The organism is Novosphingobium oxfordense (assembly GCF_044029435.1).
Classification (GTDB): domain Bacteria; phylum Pseudomonadota; class Alphaproteobacteria; order Sphingomonadales; family Sphingomonadaceae; genus Novosphingobium.
Genome location: NZ_CP147005.1, coordinates 421,723 through 444,382 on the forward strand (window position 1 = coordinate 421,723; position 22,660 = coordinate 444,382).

Consider the following 22,660-nt stretch of genomic DNA (forward strand, 5'->3'; position numbering starts at 1 on the left):
ACCGAGGCCGGCAGACTCGCATCGCCGGCCCCCATTGGCTACCCCAAGCGCCAAGATTCAGAAGAAAGCGATTCCATCATGGCAGGCAGTGTCAACAAGGTCATTCTGATCGGCAACCTCGGAGCCGATCCCGAAGTGAAGTCGTTCCAGAACGGCGGGCGCATTGCCAATCTGCGCATCGCCACCTCGGAATCGTGGAAGGACCGCGCCACCGGTGAGCGCAAGGAACGCACCGAGTGGCACTCGGTCGTGATCCAGAGCGAAGGCCTGGTCGGCGTGGTCGAGCGGTTCCTGCGCAAGGGTTCGAAGATCTACATCGAAGGCCAGCTGCGCACGCGCAAGTGGCAGGACCAGAACGGCAACGACCGCTACACCACCGAAGTTTCGGTGGGCGGCGTCGGCGGCGTGCTGACCATGCTGGACGGCGCGCAGGGCGGCGGTGGCGGCGGTGCCCGTGGCGGCTCCGGCGGCGGCTGGAACGAGGGTGGTTCCTCGGGCGGTTCGGGCGGCGGCTTCGGCGGTGGCGGCCGTTCGGGCGGTGGCTCGTCGGGCGGCGGCGACTGGGGCCGTTCGGGTGGATCGTCGGGTGGTTCGTCCTCGGGCGGCGACGATTGGGGCCGTACGCCCTCGTCCTCGGGCGGCGGCTTCGGCGACGATCTGGACGACGATATCCCGTTCTGATCGGTCAGCGACCGGTACAGTATCGAAGGCAATGAGGCAGCGGAAACGCTGCCTTTTTGCTGTCCGCCGTTCCGGTCGATGTTCAGGCGGGCCGTAACCGTTCAAGCAGGCGGTCGGTCTCGTCCAGGCTGGCGTGGATTTCGGCGACATCGCGCCCGATCAGCGCCCGGCGCTGGCCGCTCACGAAGCTGGAATAGACCGCCATGTCCAGCGGAGAGACTTGCGCATTGCCCCCAAGCAGAGCGGCCAGCTGCAAGCCGCTGGTACGTCCGCGCAGATAGCGCAATTGCGGGCCGAACTCGGCCAGCGCGGGATCGCGCGCCACGGCCAGCATCAGTTCCTCGATGGCGACCAGCGGGCTGGGCTGAGAGGGGAAGTCCTTCCACGCCAGGATCGCTTCTTCGCGGTCCAACCGGGCCTTCACAGCCTCGCGGACGTGATCGGTGATGTTGCGGTAGATCGTCTCGAACGCGACTTGCGCCAAATCGGCGCTGGTGCGGAAGTTGTAGGAGACCACGCCCAGCGTTACTTCCGCCCGCGTGGCGACGGCACGGTGGGTGAGGGCGGCAACGCCCCCTTCTTCCACCACGCTGGCGGCGGCCTGTGCGATCGCATCCGCCACGTTGTTGCGGCTCTGGCGGCGCGGTTCGGCCTCTTGCGCAGACTGGCGGGCGAGCCCGCGCCATGCGCCTTCGCCGGACAGGCTGCCGTCCAGCCACTGGCCCCAGCCGCGGCAGAGTTCATCCAGCGCGGCGCGATCGACCGTGCGGCGCCAGCGGATCAGGTGCAGGTGCGCTGCGCCTTCGAAGAAGTGGCCGGTCGATCGCGCGAATTCGCCAAGGCCCGCGCGCGCGCAGACGTCGCGCCAGAAACCGGCCCAGAGGTCGCGCCATGCGTCCAGTGCGGGGACATAAGTGGGGTCGCGCAGGGCCAGCAGATGACACTGCGTCCATGCAAAGGCCAGCGTGCGGGCATCGGTGGCCCAGTCGTCGATCAGCACGGCCACCACGGCGGCCAGCGAATCGCCGCCGCCATGCTCCGGCCAGTGGGTCAGATCGGCCAGGCGATCGGCGCACCATGCCTGCGCGGCTTCATGCGCGTGGCCCTGCGCGGAGTGGAACAAGTGTTCCATGGATCCGAAGTGATGATAGATGCTGGATGTCGGCACGCCGGTCATCCGGCTCAACAGACGGGCGGAAATCGCCGCGTGGCCTTGCGTCGCCCAAAGCTCCAGAACGGTGGCTATCAAGCGTTTTTGAGTAGGAAAGTCCTGAAAATCTGCATCCATCACGCGAAACGGCCCGTTGCTGCATCCCCGCCATGCCGCAATCGGCATACTGCGCAATATCATGCCATGTGCGACGAAGTTATGACAATCATGGCTTTGAGACTGTCTCTGAACTTCCATACAAACGTAACAAGCTTGCCATACAAGCGTTCTAGTCGGCGCCCCGAAGACATCACAGGGGTTGCCCATGTTCGTTCGTATCGCCGATTCCTTCCGCACTGCCGCGCTTACCGGCACCGCGCTCGTCGCGCTCACCATCGCTGGCGCCGCGCACGCCGCTGAGCCCGCCGCTGCTGCCGCCGATCCGGCTGCGGACGGCGCTGTCGACGGCAGCTCGGGCCTGACCGATATCGTCGTGACCGCCCAGAAGCGCGAGACGAACCTTCAGACCACGCCGATCTCGATCTCGGTCGTCGGTGCGGAAGACCTGGCCAACCGTCACGTCGTCAGCCTTGAATCGCTGGGCGACGGCTCGATCCCCTCGCTGCGTATCGCGCCGATGTTCTCGCGCAGCTCGGCCCTGACCGTGGGCATGCGCGGCATCGGCACGCTGGGCGATGCCAACCAGCCCGCCCGCGACCAGGGCGTGGGCGTCTATATCGACGGCGTGTTCATGGGCCGCGCACAGGGCCTCGGCTCGGCGCTCTATGACGTGGAGCGCATCGAAGTGCTGAAGGGCCCGCAGGGCACGCTGTTCGGCCGCAACACCGAAGGCGGCGCGATCAGCATCGTCACCAAGAAGCCCAGCGGCGAATTCGACGGCCGCGCCAGTGTCGGCGTCGGCAACTACGGTTCGCGCGAAGCCAGCCTGCACCTCGACCTGCCGAGCGTCGCCAACATCTCGGTCAAGCTGGACGGCCTGATCACCACGCGCGACGGTACCGTGGACAACCCGCTGGCCGGCCAGCACGATTTCAATGCCTACAACAAGAAGGGCTTCCACGCCGGCGTGCTGTGGCAGCCGAGCACCAACTTCAACGCGCTCTACTCGTTCGACATCTCGCGCGACGAGAGCACGCCCTATTACCTTCAGCTGCTGACCAAGACCACCGGCCCGCTGCTCCAGATGCAGCCCGATCGTGCTAAGACCGCGAACATCGGCGTGCCGCAGCCCTGGGCCGTCGGCAAGACGCACGGCCACCTGCTGACGCTGGACTGGAATGTCTCGCCCGAGCTGGAACTGAAGTCGATCACCTCGTACCGCCAGCTCAGCCAGACGCAGAACGACAACGGTTCCAGCAACCTGGGCGTGTTCATTCCGGGCTACAGCAACAACACCAACTTCAGCCGCTTCAGCCTCGCCGATACGTGGCAGAAGCAGTACAGCCAGGAAGTCCAGCTGATCGGCACGATGAAGCAGGTCACCTTCGTGGGCGGCGCCTTCTATTACCATGAGAAGGTGAACGACAACGCCTGGACGCCGTACACCAACAAGTGGAACGCGGACGGCACCAGCTACACGATCCTTGCCACGCCCACCTCGTCGATCCCGTTCCCGGACCGCGCCAGCCATGCCACGACGGAAAGCGTCGGCGTGTTCGGGCAGGCGACCTGGACGCCGGAAATGCTGAGCGAGATCGTCCACCTCACCGCTGGTGGCCGTTACACGCATGACAAGAAGACCGGCGCACTGGACGAAGTAAACGGCGTCGCCACCCCGTACACGCTCGACGCAGCGTGGAACCGCTTCGATCCGATGGTGAACCTTGCCGTCGACGCGACGCAGGACGTCCACCTCTACGGTAAGTGGAGCACCGGCTATAAGGCCGGCGGTGCCAACAGCCGCTCGCTCACTTATCGCAAGTTCAATCCGGAATCGGTTTCGACCTTCGAAATTGGCGCCAAGACCGAGTTCTTCGATCGCCACGCCCGTTTCAACCTGGCTGCCTATACCTCTGCGTACAAGGACATGCAGGTAGACTTCATCGCGCCGGTCCTGAACACCACGCGCACCACGCTTGAAACCACCAATGCCGAAGGCAACGGCCGCATCAAGGGTATCGAGGCCGATCTTACCGTCACCCCGGTTCAGGGCCTGACGCTGACCGGTTCCTACGCCTACACGCACACCCATCTGCCGCCGGCCGAGAACCCGTTCCAGAACGACGCGCTGACCTCGGTCTACGTCGTCTACACGCCGACCCATGCCGCCAGCGGGGCGATCGATTACGAACTGCCGGTGGCCGATGCCACGCTGCGCTTCCACCTCGACGGCAACTATTCCTCGGGCCAGTACTCGATGGCGAGCGACCCGACGAAGACCGACTCCTCGTTCGTGGTCAACGGCCGCGTCGCGCTGGGCGGTATCGAGATGCCGGGCACCGGCGCCAAGCTGGAACTCTCGGTCTGGGCGCGCAACCTGTTCAACGAAAGCTATGCCTTCGTGAAGGCGAACGGCGGTTCTTCGCTGGGTTACTACGGCATCTTCAACGATCCGCGCACCTTCGGCCTCACCGGCACCGTGCAGTTCTGATCGATAAAGAAAATAAGGAAACGACAATGAAGATCCGTCAGATCGCCATTCTCGGCGCCGCTGTGGTCGCACTCTCCACCCCGGCCTTCTTCGCGGCGCAAGCCGCGAACGAGGCGCCGGCCGCCGTTGCCGCGCCCGCGCATCAGCGTCTGCTGCCGCTGGAAGGCGGCCGCAACTTCCGTGACCTTGGCGGTTATCGCACCACCGACGGCCACACTGTGAAGTGGGGCATGCTGTTCCGCTCCGGCTCTATGGTGGACCTGACCGCGGGCGACCTTGCCTACCTGAACAAGCTGGGCCTGAAGACCGTGTGCGACTACCGCGACACCGGTGAGCGCAAGGCGGAGCCGATGCCCTGGGCGGCAGGCACCGGCCCCACCGTCTTTGCAGACGATTACAGCGGCATGGCGATCGGCCTGATGCCGAAGGACCTGAGCAAGATCACCCCCGAAGGGGCGACCACGATGATGGCCACCAGCTATCCGATGATGCTCAAGACCTTCGCGCCGCAGTTCAAGCGCATGTTTGGCGAACTTCTCGCCGGCAATGCGCCGCTGGCCTTCAACTGTTCGGCCGGCAAGGACCGCACCGGCGTTTCGGCGGCGCTGCTGCTGACCGCGCTGGGCGTTCCGCGCGATACGGTGATCCAGGACTACCTGCTGACCAACACCTACCTGCCGGAAGCGATGAAGAAGGCGAAGACCAGCCCGAACGCCGCCACCGGCCAGGCCTTCCTGTCACTGCCGCCGGCGGTGCAGGGCGCCTTCATGCGCGCCGATCGCAGCTACATCGAAGCCGCGCTGAACAAGCTGGATGCCTATCCCGGCGGCGCGATGGGCTACTTCAAGACCGAGATGGGCATGGATCAGGCCCAGATCGCCAAGCTGCGCGCCATGTACCTCGACTGATTGGGGGCTTCCCGGACGGGGCCGCAAATTGCCTTGCGGCTACGTCCGGGAAGAAACGGCCAATGATCTCGTAACGTCATGCGGCCGAGGCCTGCGCCTCGCGCTTGCGGCCCAGGCCGGAAAGAAATTGCGCGCAGCGCCGGGTCAGCGGTCGCTCCACCGCGAAATAGAGCGCCACGGCAGCAACGATGCTCAGGCCCATGTAGAACACGAGGGCCAGTACCGGGCTCACGCGTCCCAAGGCGACCCCGCCCAGATGTTGGGCCACGCCGAACAGCAGCGGATGGACCAGATAGAGGCTGAACGAAGCGTCGCCGATCAGCACGATCCACGCCGGCACCGCTATCGTGCCCGGGGCCAGGATCGCGAATGCCGCCACTATCGCTGAATCGACGGGAAGCGTTACGCGCCACCAACCGGGACTTTGGCCGACCGGGACCAGCAACGTCTGGATCACCGCGATCGCCGCGATGCCGCAGGCCATCAGCAGGGCCGGGCGATGGACGCGCAGGTTCGGCACGCGTCGGCGGGCCACTGCAAAGCCGACGCCCAGCAGGAACGGCAGCAGCAGCGGCGTGGTCCAGAATTCGATGGCGTTGCGCGGTTCGTGGTAGTTCCAGACCGGATTGATGATCTGGCCGAAAACCAGCAGGGCGGCCAGCGTCAGGCATAGCAACGCCAGCCCCCGCCGCAGGAAAAGCGCGGCGGCGAACAGGGCGTAGAAGAACATCTCGTAGTTCAGCGTCCAGCCCACTCCCAGCACCGGGCGCATGAGCCCCAAGGCACCGAAGCTGGGAATGAACAGGAACGACTGCACCATATCGGCGACGCCAAGCGGTTGGGCGTTCTTCACGACGATCGCGGCGGCGGCTATCGTCATCAGCCAGTAAAGGGGAACGATGCGGGCGATCCGGCGGCGCAGGAAAGTGCCGGGCGCGTCGCGCATGCCGAACATGTCGTGATGGACATGAAGCATGATGAAGCCGCTGATGGTGAAGAACATCATGACCCCGATCGAGCCCAGCAGGCCGAAGTCGCGCTCCGGCAGGCCGATCGGGCCGAACCCGGCTGCCCACAGTTCTCCGTGCGAGACGACCACCAATGCGGCGGCGAGGGCTCTCGCCCCCTGAACCACGTTCAGCTTGTTCATGATTGCCACCTCTTGTTGCAAATTGGCACAAATCTGGCGGTGGTATCGTACCGGCCCAGCGCGGCCGGGGCATTGGCAGAATCCAGTAGGGCGAACCGGGAAGGGCGGATTGGGCGCGATCCGCATCATCGCCCCGGCGCCCCACCGCCCGATGTTCCGCGCGCTTCCGGGGCGCTAGGCTCGCTCCGGACCGGCAGGCGGGGCAGGAGTGAGCGAATTGGCAGGCGAATTGGGCTTCGGCTATCTCTACGACATGCGCAATCCGGCGCCGTGGCGGCAGCCGCCAGAGGCGCTGCATGCCGAAGTGCTGGACGTGGTTGCCGAGACCGAGGCGCTGGGCTTCGACGGGGCCTGGGTGCCGGAGCATCATCTGGCAGAGGATGGCTACCTGACCTCGCCCTTGGTGATGCTGGCCGCCATCGCCGCGCGCACGAAGCGCATGGCGATCGGATCGGGTATCGCGCTGGCCCCACTCTACGAGCCGCTGCGCTTTGCAGAGGATTGCGCGGTGCTGGATGCACTGTCCGGCGGGCGGCTGCGGATGGGCCTCGCCATCGGGTACCGCGCGCGGGAATATGCCGCGCAGGGGCTGGATTTCCGCAAGCGCGGCGCGCGGTTCGATGAGTTCCTTCACGTGGTTCGGCGGCTGTGGGCGGGCGAGAGAGTGGATTTCGCGGGCGATCACTTCCGGCTGGACGGCGCGCAAGTCACGGCTTTGTCGAGCAGGGGGCAGGTGCCGCTCTATATCGGCGGCTTCGCGCCCAAGGCGATGGAGCGCGTGGCGAAATATGGCGACGGTTACTTCGGCAATGCCGATGTCTGGCCGCTCTACCGCCAGAAGCTGGAAGCGCAGGGCAAGGACCCGGCGGCGGCCAAAGTCTGGATCCAGGAACTGATGCTGGTGGTCGCGCACGACAAGGCGGCGGCGATGGAGGAACTGGCGCCGCATTTCCTGCATGTCAGCAATTCCTATGCCGCCTGGATGGCGGAAGACAGCGCGATCGGCATCGACGATCCGGCGATGAAGGCGATGGACCTCGATAGCTTCAAGGCCAGCGGCGCGATGCGTATCCTGACCCCGGACGAGGCGATCGACCATTTCCGGCGGCTGCGGGAAAAGGCACCGATCGAACATGTGACGATGATGAAGCCGCCCGGGCTTCCGGCCGAGCGTTTCCTTGCCTATGCCAAGGTCTTCGCGGATGAAGTCATTCCCGCATTTCGGTGAGGCAGGCAAAGCTTGGAGCAGGGTGCGCAGATAAGTGAACGGCGGGCGGCATCGCCGCAGTCGGTGACGCGGGTGATCCGCCTGCTGGAAGTGCTCTGCGCCAGCAGCGAGCCGGTCTCGCTGGCCGATCTCAGCCGCCGCCTCGCCACGCCGAAAAGCAGCCTTGCGGCGCTGCTGCGCGGGTTGGCGGACGAGGGCTTCGTGATCGGCACGGACGGCACATGGCGGCTGGGGCCCGGTGCCTTCGGCCTTGGCAGTGCGCTGACCGAGGCACGGCGGCGGCTGCAGAGTTCGGACCTGATCCGCGATGGCATGCGCCGGCTCAGTGCGGCCAGCGGAGAGACGGTGCTGCTGGGGGTGGGGGATGCGCAGAGCGCTCCTCCCGGTGGAGCCCAAGGCGAAAGCATGACCTATGTCGATCTGGTCGAGAGCGCGCACGTGGTGCGCTACCTCGTCTCCATCGGCGACCGGCGGCCGTTCTATGCGACGGCAGGTGGGCGCGCCTTGCTCGCCACCTGCTCGCCAGATGCCGTGGACAGCTATCTCAAGCGCCTGACGGCCGAGCGGCTGGCGCCGGCCACGATGATCGATCGCGCGGGGTTGAAGGCGGCGATCGAAACCGCACGCGAACAGGGTTTCGCGCAAACCGTCGATCAGGCGGCGGAGGGAGTTACCGGCACGGCGGCGGTGATCCGCGATGCAGCGGGGCAAGTGATGGGCGCACTGGTGATTGCCGCACCAACGGCGCGTGCGAAGGATCGCCTGCCGGAACTGGCGCGGATGGTAATGGTCGAAGCGGCTCTGATCTCGCGCAGTCTGGGGTTCAGGTAGAGACTATGAAGTTACCTATACGCAACTATCTCGCTACGCGGCTGACTATTTTCATCGAGCCATATTGCGACCAGTATGATGTACCCGCCGGCGGCGAGGCTGTCGTGACGCTTGATGATGGCTTTCCGTTCTCGATTGATGTGCATCCCGAAGAATTTATAACAATCTGGGATGGGGGCGATAATTTTGCTGAAGTCGAAATTTTCGAGCGTCGCCAAATCTCATCGCCGCCGCGACCAGAACCTTTAGAGGCGCTCACAGCGAATGAGGCAAGCGTGGCCGGAGTGCGCGAGAAGCACCCTCGCGGGGGACTTCTCATCAATCTCAGGCGCTTCTTCAAGCCGCGCTGAGCAGTCCGCGATCGCCTTCCAGCGCTGCCGTCAGTGCTGCAAGGAACTGATCCGTCGCGCGTTCCCAGGAGAACTGAAGGCCCAGTGCGGCGGCGTCCTTGCGATCGATCCGCAGGGCGGCGCGGATCGCGGTGGCAAGGTCTTCGTCGACCGCGCCGGCCGGGCGAACGAGCGGTTCGTCTACCCCGCGGCCGTCACGGCCGAGGATGTCGACCGGGCCGGTGACGGGAAAGCTGGCGACCGGGGTGCCACAGGCCAGCGCCTCGATCACCACAAGGCCGAAAGTGTCGGTCAGGCTCGGGAAAACGAAGCAGTCGGCGGCGCGATAGGCGCTTGCCAGTTCCTTGCCCGCCAGCGCCCCCATGAACAGCACATGCGGATAGCGGCGCTTCAGGCTTTCCAGTGCCGGACCGTCCCCCACCACGACCTTGCTGCCGGGCACGTTGGCGTCGAGGAATGCCTCAAGGTTCTTTTCCGGCGCCACGCGGCCCACATTGAGCAGCACCGGGCCGGGCAGGGCGGTCATCGCCGGATGGCGCGGGCCGTCGGTGCGGAACAGCGTGTGGTCGATGCCCCGGCTCCAGCGCCGGGTATGGCCGATACCCCGGCCCGCAAGCTCGGCGGCAAGGCCATCGGTAGAGACCAGCACGGCCTGACTGGGCGCGTGAAAGCGCTGCATGATCGGCCAGAAACGTTCCGCGCTGATGCCGGTGCGGACGGCGGCATATTCGGGAAAGCGCGTGTGGAAGGCCGACGTGAAAGGCACCCCGCGGGCCAGGCACCAGCCGCGCGCGGCCCAGCCGATCGGGCCTTCGGTGGCGATGTGGACGATGTCCGGCCGGGTCCGATCGAGCATCCGTCGCACCCCGAAACGCGGCGCCATGGCCAGCCGGATCGAGGCATAGCCCGGCATCGGCAGGGTAAGGAACAGATCCGGCGTCAGCGTATCGACTTCGTGGCCCCGCAAGGTCAGTTCGTCGAGAGTGGTGGTGAGCGAGCGGACGACGCCGTTGACTTGCGGGAGCCAGGCGTCGGTCGCCAGCGTCAGCTTCACTCGGCGGCCTCCGCAAGGGTATCCGCCGGGGCAGTGTGCCCTCCGGTTTCCGCGATCCAGTCGATGATGGTGATGTCGCCAGCGGCATCTTCGACCAGCGCGGTGCAGCTTTCCACCCAATCGCCGTCGTTATAATAAGTGATGCCGCCGAACTGGCGGATTTCCGCGCAGTGGATGTGGCCGCAGACCACCCCATCGAACCCGCGCGAGATCGCCTCGTTCGCCACAGCCTCTTCATAGCTGCACACGTACTGAACGGCGTTCTTGACCTTCTTCTTCATGTAGGCCGAGAGCGACCAGTAAGGCAGCTTCAGCTTACGACGCACTGCGTTGAACACGATGTTGGCGCGCAGCAGCAGGCCGTATGCCTTGTCGCCCAGGAAGGCGAGCCACTTGGCATAGAGCACCACGCCGTCGAACGCGTCTCCGTGGGTGACCAGCAGGCGGCGGCCGTCCTTGGTTTCGTGGACGGCTTCCAGCACCAGTTCCACGCCGCCGAAGGTGAGACCGGCGTAATCGCGCAGCATCTCGTCATGATTGCCGGCCACGAACACCACGCGGGTGCCGCGATGCGCCATCTTGAGGATGCGGCGGATCACTTCGTTATGCGCGTCCGGCCAGTACCAGCCCTTGGAGAGCCGCCAGCCGTCGACGATGTCGCCAACCAGATAGAGCGTCTTGCACTCGATGGAGCGCAGGAAGTCCACCAGCATCTCGGCATTGCAGCCGCGCGTGCCGAGGTGGACGTCTGAGATCCAGACGGTTTCGTATTTCCGCTTTGGGCGGAAACCTTTAGGGTCGGGCAGGTCGAGCCAGGCGGGAATGTTGCCGCCGAAATCGCCGCCAGTGGTGCGTTCGAGTAGTGTCTGCACGTCGTTGCGCATCGGTCCAAAACCCCCGTTTCGCCTCTGTCATATTTCGCATGATCGCGTTGCGTCGGCGTGACGGTTGCGGGTCACTTCGATGACAGCATTCCGCCGCGTTTCGGGCGCGGCAGAATCGGCGCGGGAGGGGGGGATTCATCCCGGACTCAATTTCTTGCCCAACTTCTTGCCTGTGTCATTGATATGTCACCTGTTCGTCACACTGACGCGGCAATTAGCCGCTCGCACCAAATGACAGGGGCAGGCGAACGGGGGCCATGCAGCGTATCGACATCTTCCTTACCAGCGAGCTTTCGGGCGGACTGGCGGCTTTTCGGCATGACGATTTCGATGTCGTGCTGCACCGCTGGAGCGACTTTGCAGAGCTGCCGCTGATCGAAGGCGCGCTGTGGATCTTTATCGACTGGGTTCTGGCGGAAATGTCGGGGCTGGAACTCTGCCGCCGCCTGCGCGCCGATGCGCTGACGCAGAACGCGCATGTGACGATGGTGCTGGAAGAAGACAACCAGGAAGACCGCAAGCGCGCGCTGCGCATGGGCGCGGACGATTACATCGTCGGTCCGCTGACTCGCGCCGCGCTGCTGGACCGGGTGCTGGGCGCCAACATCGGCGAACAGGAAAGCACCGGATTGCGCGTGCTGGCGCAGGGTGACCTGACGGTGGACGTTGCCGCATTCCAGGCGCGCTGGCAGGGCAAGCCGATCTCGCTGATGCCCAACGAGCTGCGCCTGCTGCGGTACTTCATCGAACATCCCGGCCGCGTCTTCACCCGCACGCAGCTGATCGCTGCGCTGGGCAAGCAGGAACCGGCAGTGGACGAGCGCACCGTGGACGTATGGATCGGCCGCCTGCGCCGCGCGCTGAAGGGCGTGGGCGCGGGCAATCCGCTGCGCACCGTCCGTTCGCTGGGATACGTCTTCGATACGGCGTGACGGCGATCGCGGCTATTGCGGATCGCATGCGGCCTGGTTCTGCATTATAACTCGGTCACTGCTCCTATCCGATGGAGGTGACCATGCTTGACCGCGATGCCGTGCTGGACACGGTTAGACAGGTCTATGCTGCCCGCGTGGCGGGAAATCAGGAAGATGTCGCCAGATACTGGGCCGATGACGCGCATTTCGAATTTGTCGGCGAGCGGACTCTGCTCAATTCGGCGGGTCTTCACGCACCGACTTCGATGGATACTATCCGCCGATTGATGGAACGCTTCCGGTTCAGCGACCTGGAGCTTCTGGACGCGGTGGTGGAAGGAAACCGGATCGCCGCACGCTGGCGGGTAACCGTGTCCACCGAAGGCAAGGCGCCGGTGGACACGCAACTGTTCGACCTGATCACGCTGGACGATCATGGCAAGATCGCAAGCTTCATCCAGTTCGCGGATACCGCACTGGTGCGGGAAGTGGCCGCCTGAACGTCAGGCGGCCGCGCGATGTTGCCTAGTGGTTCGCTTCCGTGCCGGCCGGCGCGTCGATGGTCGTTTCCATGTCCTGCACGGAAAACGTGAACCAGACGCTCTCGTCGTGGTCATACAACTGTACGCGCTGCCCGCTCACTTGGGCGGTGTAGAAGCCGGAAGAGGCGCGGTCGTAACCCTGCGCCTTGGTGCCATCGATCTCGAACGAGACATGGGCCCGTTCGCCCGCGTCATAGATTTCGGGAAGCGTGCCGCCGAACTTGGCCGAGCGGTCACCGTCGATCCCCTGCACCTGATCGCCGCGGGATTCGGCGGCAATCCGCACGTCCCGTCCCGTCGAGTGATCATGAAGGCCTGCAACTTTCCTGCCGGTGATGAAGGCATAGGCGGTTGCGGCAACCATCGCGCGCGTATGAGGTAGCATGCCCGTAACATGGTGCGGGAATTGGGGAAATCAAGCTACTGAGAAGGGCAAATCCAGGGAGAGGAGGATCTGCCCAGGCGTGACCGAGTTTCAGCCCGGGCGGTTGTTTCCGGCTTACCGTTTCTTCTTCACAGTCGGTTTTGCCGGTGTCGGCGTCGTGCCCGGGCAGGCCCAGGCCTTGCGGGTGGCGGCGAGGACCAGCGAGGAGGCGGAATTGTTGCGGGTTTCCGGGTTGTCGCGCAGATAGCTTACGGTCACGTCCTTCAACTGGCTGATCGTCACGCCCGCTGGGATGCAGCTCTTGAGCTTGGCCGCCTCGCGCGTGGTGTTGAAGGCATCGACGGCGCCGGTGATGTAGGCGATGCATTCGTAGGAGCGCTCAAGATACTCCTTCTCGCCCTTCTGCACCGAGCAGATCTCATAGAGATCGTTGCCGGTGTAGAAACCCGCGTCGGCAGCGATGGGGACCAGCGCTGCCGACGTAGCGGCGGCGATGCAGGCCAACTTTCTGGATTTCATGCGCGATTCTCCCGGCCAAGGCACAATGCCGGAACCTTGTGGCAAACGGCGGGCCCGTCAACAATCGGTCTTCTGGGGAGGGGGCGTAAGATGCCCCCTCCGTTCCAGAGTCCTGCCGGTGTCGCGACGCCGGCGCAGAGATCAGCCGAACCAGCCGGCGGTCTGGGCCAGCAGCCAGAGGCCGATCACCAGGAACAGCAGTGCCGCGAACGTGCGGACCACGGCCAGCGGCACGCGCTTGATCAGGGCATCGCCCAGGAACACGGCTGGCACGTTGGCGATCATCATGCCGATGGTGGTGCCGGCCATGACGGGCAGCACGCTCTGGAAACGGGCGCCCAGCGCGATCGTTGCAAGCTGGGTCTTGTCGCCCATCTCCACCAGGAAGAACGCGATGGCAGTGGCAAGGAACGGGCCGAAGCGGCTGGGCTTGGGCGCATCGTCATCGTCGAACTTGTCGGGGATCAGCGTCCAGGCGGCCATGGCGATGAAGCTGAAGGCGATCAGGTAGCGGAACCACTGGCCGCTGAGGAAGGCGGAGGCCTGTTCGCCCACCAGTGCGGCCAGGAAGTGGTTGGCCAGCGTCGCCACGAAGATGCCGCCAACGATCGGCCAGGGGCGCTTGAAACGGGTGGCCAGGACGATGGCGAGAAGCTGGGTCTTGTCGCCGATCTCGGCAAGGGCAACGACGGCGGTAGAGGTGAGCAGCGCTTCCAAGGCGAATTCTCCGGGCCGGGCGACAGACAAGACAATAGCGTGGCAGAACCCGCCCGGCCGGACGGAGCTGCAACGCCATTGGTCTCGCCCGAACGGTGCTCCGTCCTCCCGTGCGCCATGGTCTCTCGACCAAGTATGTTGACGACGGGTCCCGCAGGGGTTGCGGGCGGCTACTCCCCAGATGACGGGCGGCCCATAGCCCGCCCGGTCGGGCCGGGTAAAGGAAAATGTGCGCGGCAAAAAAAGAGGACCCGGCTGCAAGGCCGCAGCCGGGTCCTTCCAGGATGAGCCAGGGGTCAGGGCCCCCGGGTGAGTAGGTTCAGAACTTGAACGAACCGGAGAGCGTGAAGATCCGGCCCAGATCGTAGGTGTTGTAGTTCACCCGGCCGTCTTCCATCTGCTGGTATTCCTGATGGTTGCGGCCCGTGAGGTTGCGGGCTTCGAACTTCAGTTCGATTTCCTTGTTCTCGGACAGCTTGATGCCCTGGCGCACGACGAAGTCGATCGTCAGACCCGGATTTTCCAACACGTCCGGCTGGCCGGAGTTGGCAAGGCCGCGGCTGACCGCGCGCTTGCTGGCATAGTTGATCAGGATCGTCTGCTGCGAGAGGCTGTCCGTATCCTCAAGCCCGATCTGGACGTTGCCGATGTGCTTCGACTGGCCCGTTAGCGGCGCGCCGTTCTTGAAGTAGTCGGTGGCCAGCGACGTGCCGGTACCGGCGCCGAAGATGCGGACGGTATCGGTATCGGTCACCTTCAGTTCGGACTTGGTGAAGGTGTAGTTGCCGATCAGCAGCAGGCGGCGCGTTTCGAAGAACTTGCCCATGCTTTCGAGCGGGACGTACTTCTGCGCTTCCAGTTCGAAGCCGTAGAGGTTCGCCTTCGGCGCGTTGGCATAGGACGTGACGAAGGTTTCGGTACCGGTCAGGTACGATTCGATCGGGTTGTTCAGGCGCTTGAAGAAGCCGCCCAGCGAAACCCGCTGGTCACGCGCGAAGTACCATTCCCAGCGCGCTTCGGCGTTGTAGAGCTGGCTGTCCACCAGGAACGGGTTGCCCTGGTAGGTACGGTTGGTGTCCGGATCGAAGTACGGTTGATACAGCAGTTCGCGGAACTGCGGGCGGGCGATCGTCTTCGAGGCGCTCGCGCGGACCTGCATGCCGGGCTGGATCTCGTAAGTCAGCGTCAGTGCCGGCAGGAAGTATTCGTTCTTGAGGTCGGTCGCCTTGGACGCCGCCTGGCCGATCGGGCGCAGGATCGTCGATTCCTTGGCATATTCCCAGCGCACGCCAAGGTCGAACGACAGTGCGTCGGTCAGCTGGCCGTCAACCTTGCCGTAGAAGGCGTGGTTGAGCAGGCGCGAGTCGAAGACCGCGGTGGTGGCGTCCGGCTCGCGCAGTTCGAGGCCGTAGTTCACGCCGTTGTCGATCAGGTACCAGGAGCCCGGCTGCAGCAGGACGTCCAGGCGCAGCAGGCCGAAGTTCGAGATCTGCGTCTGGTCGCCATAGGCATAGACCGCCAGCGAGCGGCGCGAGTTGGTGCGCGAGTTGATCTGGTACGAATAGCCCACCGTACCCGTCCAGCCAGGGGCGAAGACATGGCTGACGTCGGCGCCGGCCGACCACACGTTCTCGTTCAGGCGCGAGAAGGTGATCGTGGTCGGATCCTGGTTGCCGTTGCCGAGACGGTTGACGAAATCGTCGCCGTACTGGTCGGAAGCGGTATTGGTGCGCAGATATTCGGCGTTGATCTCGAACGGCGCGAGGCGCTTCGAGTTGGCATAGCCGGCGCGCAGGTCGATCGTAGTGTCGTCGGCCGGCTTGAACTCGCCCACGAACTGGGTGTCGATCAGCTGGCGCTCGTACCACGCGGTGGTCTGCTGCATGTAGTCGGCCTGCGAGTTGTTCTCGCGCTTACCGATGCGCAGGCCGGTGTGCTTGTCGGTGTCGTGGATGTAGACGTTGGTCCAGCGGATCGAGTTGTCGCCCCACTCCAGGCCGAGGCCGAGCAGCGCGTTGCCGACGATGCGATTGTCGGTGTTCACGGCTGTGAAGTCTTCGAACAGCTGCGCCGAGGTGAGGCCCTGCGCACGCTGCTGGGTGATCTGCTTGGTCTGGGTCTTGTTCGAATAGCCGGCTGCCGCGATCACGCCGACCGTGCCCCAGCCGAGATCGAACGACGTGCCTGCCGAAAGGTCGGCAGACCAGTTCGGCTGGGTGTGGTTGTCCTTCTGGACCACCGCATTGCGGCTGTTGACGAGCAGGCCGCCAAGCTGCTGGGCCAGATCGCTGGTCGGATTGATGACGGTGTCGCTGTTGAAATAGTCCTTCAGCGCCGAGGGCAGCGAGCGGTTGCCGTTGTCCCAGCCCGTCCAGTCCGTTTTCGAGCCGTAGTAGTTATAGCTCAGCTTGTTGGTGGTTTCGGTGTCCCAGCCGATGCCGCCGCCGATTTCGAGGAAGCTCTCGTCCGGGATCGCCTTGGTCGTGAGGTTGATCACGCCGCCGCCGAATTCGCCGGGGAAGTTCGCCGAATAGCTCTTCTGCACGAGCGAGGAAGCGACGATGCTGGTCGGGAACAGGTCGAGCGGGACCACGCGCTTGAGCGGTTCCGGGCTCGGCAGGGGCGAACCGTTGAGCAGGGCCAGCGAATAGCGATCGCCAAGGCCGCGCACGTAGACATAGCCGTTGCCGACGACCGAGAGGCCGGTGACGCGGCTGAGCGCGCCGGCAATGTCGCCTTCGCCGGTGCGGGCGATTTCCTCGGTGGAGAGGACCGAAATGACTTGCGGGGCAGTCCGCATGACATTGCGGTTGCGCTGTCCGGTAACGATGATGGCGCCGCCGGGTACCGAGATGTCAGGCGCTTGACCTTCGTCGGCCTGGGTATCTTCCCCGGTTGCAGGCTGGGCATCGGAGGCGGAAGTCGTCGTGCTGTCCTGCGCCCACGCCAGCGACGGCGTTAGGATCGTAGTGGAAAGCAGCAGCAACGAGGCGAGCCGCGGCTTGGTCATGTCTGGTCCCCCTGGAACTCTTAGGATGTCTTGCGTGATGCGAGAGTGTGACAAAGGGGGAGCGGCCACGCCGGGCCGCCCCCCCAAAGTCATGGGCGGCCCGTTCAGTAAGTCGGCAGCGCGGTGCAGCTGGTGCTGGAACCGAAGGCTGCGGTCCCGTTGTTGCAGGTCCAGCCCTTGTACCAGGTGTCCGAAGCGTTCGCGACGGCACCGATGTAGGCGACGTTGTCGAGGTAGCTCGAAAGCGAGGAGAGGCTGGCGTAGGCAGCAACGCCGGTTTCGTTCGTACCGTTGATGAAGGTGCTCGTCAGGGTCGAGGTGAACGCGTCGTTGTTGTTGGTGCCGGTGGCGAACTGCGCCGCGGTGCTGCCGGCAGCGTAAGTGCCGGTGTCGAGGTACTTGGTCGTGTTGCAGCTCATGACCACCGAGTAGGCCTTCAGCGTGGCGGGCGTGGTGCCCGAACCGTTGAGGCGGAGACACTCGTTGGCAGGCGTGTTGATGATGCCGTTGACCAGCGTGATGTCCGAGTTGCCACGGATCAGCAGGGAGGCCTTGTCGTTGGCATCGTTGTTCGAGCTGGACTGCGGCTGGACCATCGTGAAGTTGGCCACGATGGACTTCTGGCGGGGCAGCTGGTCTTCGGCGCCGTCGGAGTCGGCTTCGACCATGGCGTCGCCGCCGCCGCTGCGCTGCAGCAGGAGCACGTACTGGAATGCGCCCTGCAGGCCGGTGTCGATGTCGAGGCTGTCGTCATCGGCGTTGACCGCGATGTAGTGCTTGAAGTTCACGGCGCCGCCGAAGAATTCCGCACCGTCGTCCGAGCTGTTGACCGACTGGAAGTATTCCAGCGTGGTGCCGGTGCCGACGCCTTCGGCGGTCAGCGACTGGAGTTCCTTGCCGTTGCTCAGCACATAGCCCGAATAACGGATCTGCACGTACTTCATCGTGCCAGCGTTATAGGTGTTGTCGTTGCCGCCGAAGACGGCCTTGTTGACCGAACCCTCGGTATCGCGCTCGCAGGTGTTGGCGGTGGTCGAACCGTAGTTGCAGTCCGTGACCTTGCCGCGGCCGAGCAGCACGACGCCGCCCCACTGGCCCTGCGAGTTGTCGTCGTTGCTGCCGACGACGTTCGAGCGGCTGGTGAAGATGATCGGCAGTGCGGCGGTGCCGCTGGCGTTGATCTTGTTGCCGCGGTTCACGGCAAGCCAGGCCGGCTCGGCGCCGTTTTCACCAAAGACGATCACGCCCGGATCGATCGACAGCGTGACGTTGGTGTCCTGGTTCAGGACCTTGCCATTGCAGCTGGCAGTGGTGGTGGCGAAAGTCGCGGTCGAAGTCGGGGCAGCGAAGCCGCCGTCACAACCCACGTCTACGCGGCCGCTGATGCGATAGATCACGCCGGCAACCTTCGGCAGGGTGGAGTTGGCATCGATCAGCGCCGGCAGCGTGCAAACGCGCCAGGTGCCTTCGGGGCCGGGGAGAACGCCGCTGTCGGTCAGACCGCCGGTGGCGCTGAAGCTGGGGCAGCTGGCTGCTGCGACCACGGTGCCCGACGTCGGGGTCGGGGTCGGCGTGGGGGTCGGCGTCGGATTGTTGATCACGATGCTGCCCGCGCCGGGCGAGGAGATGTCGTCGGCGCCGCAACCGGCAAGAGCAAGAGCGCTGCACCCGAGCAGCATCATGCCATGGATAGTTTTCACGTGATTTCCCCCGTTGCACAGGTCGGTACGAGACGGCGAGTCCGCCTTCGCTGTCAGGGGCGTCTAGGGTGAGGGGGTGACAGTTTGTTGGCGAAACCGTGACAGAAATGTACGAATTTATAACTGTAATATGACAATCGCCCGGCACTTGGGTCCAATTCGGTGCTCGAACTCGCGAAACTCCCGCTGATTCACGTTCAGATTGCAGTTTTATGACACTTGCGTCATTTTCTTGCTGCCAACGAAATTCCGGCAGATGTTGCAAGCAATCAACACTGTCTGTCCGGGAGAAAAACCATGTCGCTCACTGTCGCCCTCGCCTCCGTCCTGCTGGCCCAAAGCCCCGCCGCATTGGCGACGGACGTGCCGACGCACGATACCGTGGATGTGGCCTATCAGGACCTTTCCGCCGGCCGTGCGGAAGAGGCGCTCCGCAAGCTGGAGGCCAATGGCGCCGCCCGTTCGAGCGACCCGGCGACCCTGATCAATCTTGCCGCGGCCTATGCCGCCACGGGCCGCTCCGACAAGGCTTTGCTGGCCTATCGCGCCGCTATCGACAGTCAGGATCGCTATGATCTGCAGCTCGCCGACGGCAGCTGGGTCGATTCGCGCGATGCTGCGCGCATGGCCATGCAGAAGATGCTGCGCAGCACTGCGCAAGCCTCGCGCTGACGCGCGGACAGCTTGCTCCATTGCCTGATCGCGCGCTGCCGGCGGGTGCGCGATCGGGTGTAGTCACAAAGGGGTGATCTGACGTATAGTGCGCCCGCCTTTGCGGGCCGGCTGGGGAGCGGACCTTCGTATCGCCCGGCTTTCCGCGAAGGCAGCGGCTCCGTGCAGGCGGTTGACAGGTGCCTCGGGCGGGGGGTGTGGAGACAGGTTTGGCCCGTTCAGGGTCGTCTCCTCGTCACACTTCTGTCATCTGCGTGGCGCACTGGGCCGTCATACGGAGGGCAATGGTGATTCGACTCGTTCAGATTCAGACCCGTAAGATGCGCGGTCTTCTTTCGGTTTTTGCCGGGGTTTTCGGCGCTTTTGCGGCCTCCGCGGCGCAGGCGCAGCAGGTAACGCGCGCCGATCCGGCCGGTTCCGGCCCGATTGTGGCAGCTCTTGGATGGCTTCAAGGCACGCTACTGGGCAATGTCGCCACGGCCGTTGCCGTGATGGCCGTTGCCGCAGTCGGTTTCATGATGCTGACCGGCCGCATGAACTGGCGTTTCGGTGCAACCGTCATCATCGGCTGCTTCGTGCTGTTCGGCGCCGGCGCGATCGTGTCCGGCATCCAGTCGGCCGCCGGCTGATGAGCTTGGCGCGCTTCCCCGTGCACAGGGCGCTCACCCGCCCGCAGATGTTCGCGGGGGTGACGTTCACCTTCTTTATCATCAACGGCCTGGTGACGACGGAAATCTTCCTGATCACCAAGAACTTCTGGGCTCTTCCGGCGGCGCTGGCGATCCATGGCATTGGCTATGTCGCCTGCCTTCGCGAGCCGCGGATTTTCGATCTCTGGCTTGCCAAAGTCAGCAAATGCCCGCGCGTGCCGAACTGGCAGCGCTGGGGCTGCAACAGCTATTCGCCCTGATCGGGCGGCCGGGGGATTTCGGTACGATGTCAGGCAACAGGAAATCGGTGCTGACGGGCTGGGGAGCGAAGGAAAAGCTGGTTGGCGACCGGCTGCCCTACCAGTCCTTCGTCGACGAGAACGTGGTGCTGCTGCGCGACGGTTCGGTCATGCTCTCGCTGGTAGTGCCGGGCCTTGCCTTCGAAACCGCCGATAGCGAGGAATTGAACGCCCACGTCGCCACGCGCGAAGTGCTGCTGCGCTCCTCTCTCGATGCGCGTTTCGTGCTCTATCATCACGTGATCCGCCGCCGTGTCGAGATCGCGATGGACGGCCAGTTCGACGATCCGCTGGCCGCGCATATCGATGCCCGCTGGAAAGGGCGGACCGGATCAGGTGCGCTGTTCGTCAACGACCAGTTCATTACCCTGGTCCGCCGGCCTGCGCGCGGCAAGGCCGGCTGGGCCGACCGCCTCTCGCGCTTCATGAAAAATAACGGAAAAACCCCGGCCGAAGCGGACGTTGCCGACGTGCGCGCGCTGCGTTCGGCAGCGACGGCGATGGTGGCCTCGCTCGGCTCCTACGGCGCGCGCATCCTTGGCGATTACGAGGGCGGGGCTGGCAACTGTTCCGAAGTGCTGGAACTGATCTCGGCGCTCTACAACGGTGAGATGCGCCCCGTGCGCCGCCCGGAAGAGACCACCGATCTTGGCCACATGCTGCCCTATCGCCGCATCAGCTTCGGCATGGACGCGCTGGAACTGCGCGGCGCCGAAGGATCCAGCTTCGCCTCGCTCGTCAGCCTGAAGGACTATCCGGACTCGACCTCGCCGGGGCTGACCGACGCGCTGCTGCGCCTGCCCACCGAACTGGTCCTGACCGAAACTTACGCGCCGTGTGATCGCCAGATTGCGCGCGAGCGTATCGACCTTGCCATCCGCCGCCTGCGTTCGGCGGACGAGGAAGCGATGGCCGAACGCCGCGAAATGAGCGCCGCGCGCGACGCGCTGGGCACTGGCGCGGTCGGCTTCGGCGATCATCACCTTTCGGTGCTGGTGCGTGCGCCTTCGCTGGAATCGCTCGACGAAGTCACCGCCTCCTGCGCCGCCGCGCTGGCCGATGCCGGCGCCGTCGCGGTGCGCGAAGATGTGAACATGGAGCCGGGCTTCTGGGGCCAGTTTCCTGGCAACGAGGCCTACATCGTCCGCCGGGCGCTGATTTCCAGTGCCAATATGGCCTGCTTTGGTTCGCTCCACGGTTTCGCGATGGGCCAGGCGAGCGGCAATCACTGGGGTGATGCGGTGACGCTGCTGGCCACCACCAGCTCGACACCGTTCTTCTTCAATTTCCACCAGGGCGATCTTGGTAATTTCACCGTCATCGGTCCGTCGGGTTCCGGCAAGACGGTGGTCATGAACTTCTTGGCCGCGCAGGCGCAGAAGTTCAGCCCGCGCACCGTGCTGTTCGACAAGGATCGCGGCGCCGAAGTGTTCCTGCGCGGCATCGGCGGCATGTACAGCCGCGTTGCCGCCGGGCACCCGACCGGCTTCAACCCGCTCTCGCTGCCGGACACCGCCGCCAACCGGGCATTCCTGCGCGACTGGCTGGGCGTGCTCCTGGAGGCGAAGGGGCCCGAGGAATTGGCGACGCTGGCCGCTGCGGTCGACGCGGCCTATCACAACGATCCCTCGCTGCGCCGCCTCTCGCACTTCCGCGAGCTGCTGGCGGGCGCACGTCGTCCCGAACCGGGCGACCTTGCAAGCCGCCTCGATGCCTGGATACAGGGCGGCGAGCATGGCTGGCTGTTCGACAACCAGCACGACCGTCTCGACCTTTCGGCCCGCGTGCTGGGATTCGACATGACCGCGCTGCTGGAAAGCCCGCGCCTGCGCACGCCGGTCATGATGTACCTGTTCCATCGCATCGACGAGCGCCTGGATGGCGAGCCGACGATGATCCTGATCGACGAGGGCTGGAAGGCGCTGGACGACGAAGTCTTCGCCGCGCGTATCCGCGACTGGCTGAAGACGCTGCGCAAGCGCAACGCGCTGGTCGGTTTCGCCACGCAGTCGGCGCGTGACGCCTTGGACAGCAAGATCGCCACGGCACTGGTCGAGCAGACCGCGACCATGGTGTTCATGCCCAATGCCCGTGCGCGGTACGAGGATTACTGCGAGGGCTTCGGCCTTTCGCAGCACGAGCTGGACGTCATCAAAACGCTGCCCGCGCATTCGCGCTGCTTCCTGATCCGCCAGTCGGACGCTTCGGTCGTCGTTCGTCTCGACCTTTCGGGCATGCCGGAAGTGCTGACCGTGCTTTCGGGCCGCGAAAGCACGGTGCGCAAGCTGGACCAGCTGCGCGAACGCTATGGCGACGAGCCTTCGGCATGGTATCCGCTGCTCACGGGCTTCCAGTGGCCCGGTGAAGTGGATGACGATGCCGCCTGGGGCCAGGCGGCGGAGTAG

21 protein-coding genes and 1 riboswitch are annotated in these 22,660 nt (G+C 64.7%); of the genes, 12 read left to right on the forward strand and 9 right to left on the reverse strand.

Annotation, left to right across the window (positions count from 1 at the left end):
• Positions 1-78 precede the first annotated feature (78 nt).
• A complete protein-coding gene (gene ssb, locus WBP07_RS01945) occupies positions 79-681 on the forward strand; it encodes a single-stranded DNA-binding protein (protein ID WP_395393907.1) in 603 nt (200 codons plus the stop codon).
• 82 nt (positions 682-763) lie between these two features.
• Here ssb and WBP07_RS01950 read toward each other — a convergent pair whose 3' ends face one another.
• Entirely contained in the window at positions 764-1,930 is a 1,167-nt protein-coding gene (locus tag WBP07_RS01950) for a TetR family transcriptional regulator (protein WP_395393908.1), read from the reverse strand.
• 226 nt (positions 1,931-2,156) lie between these two features.
• Between WBP07_RS01950 and WBP07_RS01955 the strand changes: the two genes are divergently transcribed.
• Both WBP07_RS01955 and WBP07_RS01960 read left to right on the forward strand, forming a co-directional pair.
• Positions 2,157-4,442, forward strand: coding sequence for a TonB-dependent receptor (locus tag WBP07_RS01955; RefSeq protein ID WP_395393910.1), 2,286 nt, complete (start codon positions 2,157-2,159; stop codon positions 4,440-4,442).
• A 26-nt stretch (positions 4,443-4,468) separates the two neighbouring features.
• Positions 4,469-5,350: a tyrosine-protein phosphatase gene (locus tag WBP07_RS01960; RefSeq protein WP_395393912.1), complete on the forward strand. Its 882-nt coding sequence runs from the start codon at positions 4,469-4,471 to the stop codon at positions 5,348-5,350.
• A 76-nt stretch (positions 5,351-5,426) separates the two neighbouring features.
• Here the strand turns inward: WBP07_RS01960 and WBP07_RS01965 are convergent, their stop codons facing one another.
• Positions 5,427-6,500 carry an acyltransferase family protein gene (locus tag WBP07_RS01965; protein ID WP_395393913.1) on the reverse strand — a complete coding sequence of 358 codons (1,074 nt, stop codon included), beginning with the start codon at positions 6,498-6,500 and terminating at the stop codon, positions 5,427-5,429.
• Positions 6,501-6,708: 208 nt separating this feature from the next.
• Between WBP07_RS01965 and WBP07_RS01970 the strand changes: the two genes are divergently transcribed.
• From WBP07_RS01970 to WBP07_RS01980, 3 genes are all read left to right on the forward strand, one after another.
• A complete protein-coding gene (locus WBP07_RS01970) occupies positions 6,709-7,728 on the forward strand; it encodes an LLM class flavin-dependent oxidoreductase (RefSeq protein ID WP_395393914.1) in 1,020 nt (339 codons plus the stop codon).
• A 63-nt stretch (positions 7,729-7,791) separates the two neighbouring features.
• Positions 7,792-8,559 carry an IclR family transcriptional regulator gene (locus WBP07_RS01975; protein ID WP_395393916.1) on the forward strand — a complete coding sequence of 256 codons (768 nt, stop codon included), beginning with the start codon at positions 7,792-7,794 and terminating at the stop codon, positions 8,557-8,559.
• A 5-nt stretch (positions 8,560-8,564) separates the two neighbouring features.
• On the forward strand, positions 8,565-8,909 hold the full coding sequence (locus WBP07_RS01980) for a hypothetical protein (RefSeq protein WP_395393918.1): 345 nt from the start codon (positions 8,565-8,567) through the stop codon (positions 8,907-8,909).
• On the opposite strand, the gene WBP07_RS01985 is transcribed toward WBP07_RS01980, so the two are convergent.
• On the reverse strand, positions 8,896-9,963 hold the full coding sequence (locus tag WBP07_RS01985; protein WP_395393919.1) for a glycosyltransferase family 4 protein: 1,068 nt from the start codon (positions 9,961-9,963) through the stop codon (positions 8,896-8,898). The two genes, WBP07_RS01980 and WBP07_RS01985, sit on opposite strands and share 14 nt — an antisense overlap.
• Positions 9,960-10,847, reverse strand: a complete 888-nt coding sequence (locus WBP07_RS01990) for a UDP-2,3-diacylglucosamine diphosphatase (protein WP_395393921.1) — start codon at positions 10,845-10,847, stop codon at positions 9,960-9,962. The genes WBP07_RS01985 and WBP07_RS01990 overlap by 4 nt, the downstream gene beginning before the upstream one ends.
• A 257-nt stretch (positions 10,848-11,104) precedes the next feature.
• Here WBP07_RS01990 and WBP07_RS01995 point away from each other — a divergent pair, with 257 nt between their 5' ends.
• A complete protein-coding gene (locus WBP07_RS01995; protein WP_395393923.1) occupies positions 11,105-11,779 on the forward strand; it encodes a response regulator transcription factor in 675 nt (224 codons plus the stop codon).
• An 83-nt stretch (positions 11,780-11,862) separates the two neighbouring features.
• Positions 11,863-12,261 (forward strand): nuclear transport factor 2 family protein, encoded by a 399-nt coding sequence (locus WBP07_RS02000; RefSeq protein WP_395393925.1) that lies wholly within the window; start codon positions 11,863-11,865, stop codon positions 12,259-12,261.
• A gap of 25 nt (positions 12,262-12,286) precedes the next feature.
• Here the strand turns inward: WBP07_RS02000 and WBP07_RS02005 are convergent, their stop codons facing one another.
• The 5 genes from WBP07_RS02005 to WBP07_RS02025 all read right to left on the reverse strand — a co-directional run bounded on the left by WBP07_RS02005 (position 12,287) and on the right by WBP07_RS02025 (position 18,634).
• Positions 12,287-12,688: a hypothetical protein gene (locus WBP07_RS02005; protein ID WP_395393926.1), complete on the reverse strand. Its 402-nt coding sequence runs from the start codon at positions 12,686-12,688 to the stop codon at positions 12,287-12,289.
• 114 nt (positions 12,689-12,802) lie between these two features.
• Positions 12,803-13,207 carry a Rap1a/Tai family immunity protein gene (locus tag WBP07_RS02010; RefSeq protein WP_395393928.1) on the reverse strand — a complete coding sequence of 135 codons (405 nt, stop codon included), beginning with the start codon at positions 13,205-13,207 and terminating at the stop codon, positions 12,803-12,805.
• 141 nt (positions 13,208-13,348) lie between these two features.
• Positions 13,349-13,924, reverse strand: coding sequence for a TMEM165/GDT1 family protein (locus WBP07_RS02015; RefSeq protein WP_395393930.1), 576 nt, complete (start codon positions 13,922-13,924; stop codon positions 13,349-13,351).
• A gap of 59 nt (positions 13,925-13,983) precedes the next feature.
• Positions 13,984-14,116: riboswitch (yybP-ykoY riboswitch) on the reverse strand.
• A gap of 127 nt (positions 14,117-14,243) precedes the next feature.
• Positions 14,244-16,934, reverse strand: coding sequence for a TonB-dependent receptor domain-containing protein (locus WBP07_RS02020; RefSeq protein ID WP_395393931.1), 2,691 nt, complete (start codon positions 16,932-16,934; stop codon positions 14,244-14,246).
• A gap of 104 nt (positions 16,935-17,038) precedes the next feature.
• Positions 17,039-18,634, reverse strand: coding sequence for a hypothetical protein (locus WBP07_RS02025; RefSeq protein WP_395393934.1), 1,596 nt, complete (start codon positions 18,632-18,634; stop codon positions 17,039-17,041).
• Between the two features lie 297 nt (positions 18,635-18,931).
• On the opposite strand from WBP07_RS02025, the gene WBP07_RS02030 reads away from it, so the two are divergent.
• From WBP07_RS02030 to WBP07_RS02045, 4 genes are all read left to right on the forward strand, one after another.
• Positions 18,932-19,306 carry a hypothetical protein gene (locus WBP07_RS02030; protein ID WP_395393935.1) on the forward strand — a complete coding sequence of 125 codons (375 nt, stop codon included), beginning with the start codon at positions 18,932-18,934 and terminating at the stop codon, positions 19,304-19,306.
• A 320-nt stretch (positions 19,307-19,626) separates the two neighbouring features.
• Positions 19,627-19,935, forward strand: a complete 309-nt coding sequence (locus WBP07_RS02035) for a TrbC/VirB2 family protein (protein ID WP_395393936.1) — start codon at positions 19,627-19,629, stop codon at positions 19,933-19,935.
• Positions 19,935-20,216, forward strand: a complete 282-nt coding sequence (locus tag WBP07_RS02040; protein ID WP_395393938.1) for a type IV secretion system protein VirB3 — start codon at positions 19,935-19,937, stop codon at positions 20,214-20,216. Before WBP07_RS02035 ends, WBP07_RS02040 begins: the two co-directional genes overlap by 1 nt.
• A gap of 26 nt (positions 20,217-20,242) precedes the next feature.
• A complete protein-coding gene (locus WBP07_RS02045; protein ID WP_395395699.1) occupies positions 20,243-22,660 on the forward strand; it encodes a VirB4 family type IV secretion/conjugal transfer ATPase in 2,418 nt (805 codons plus the stop codon).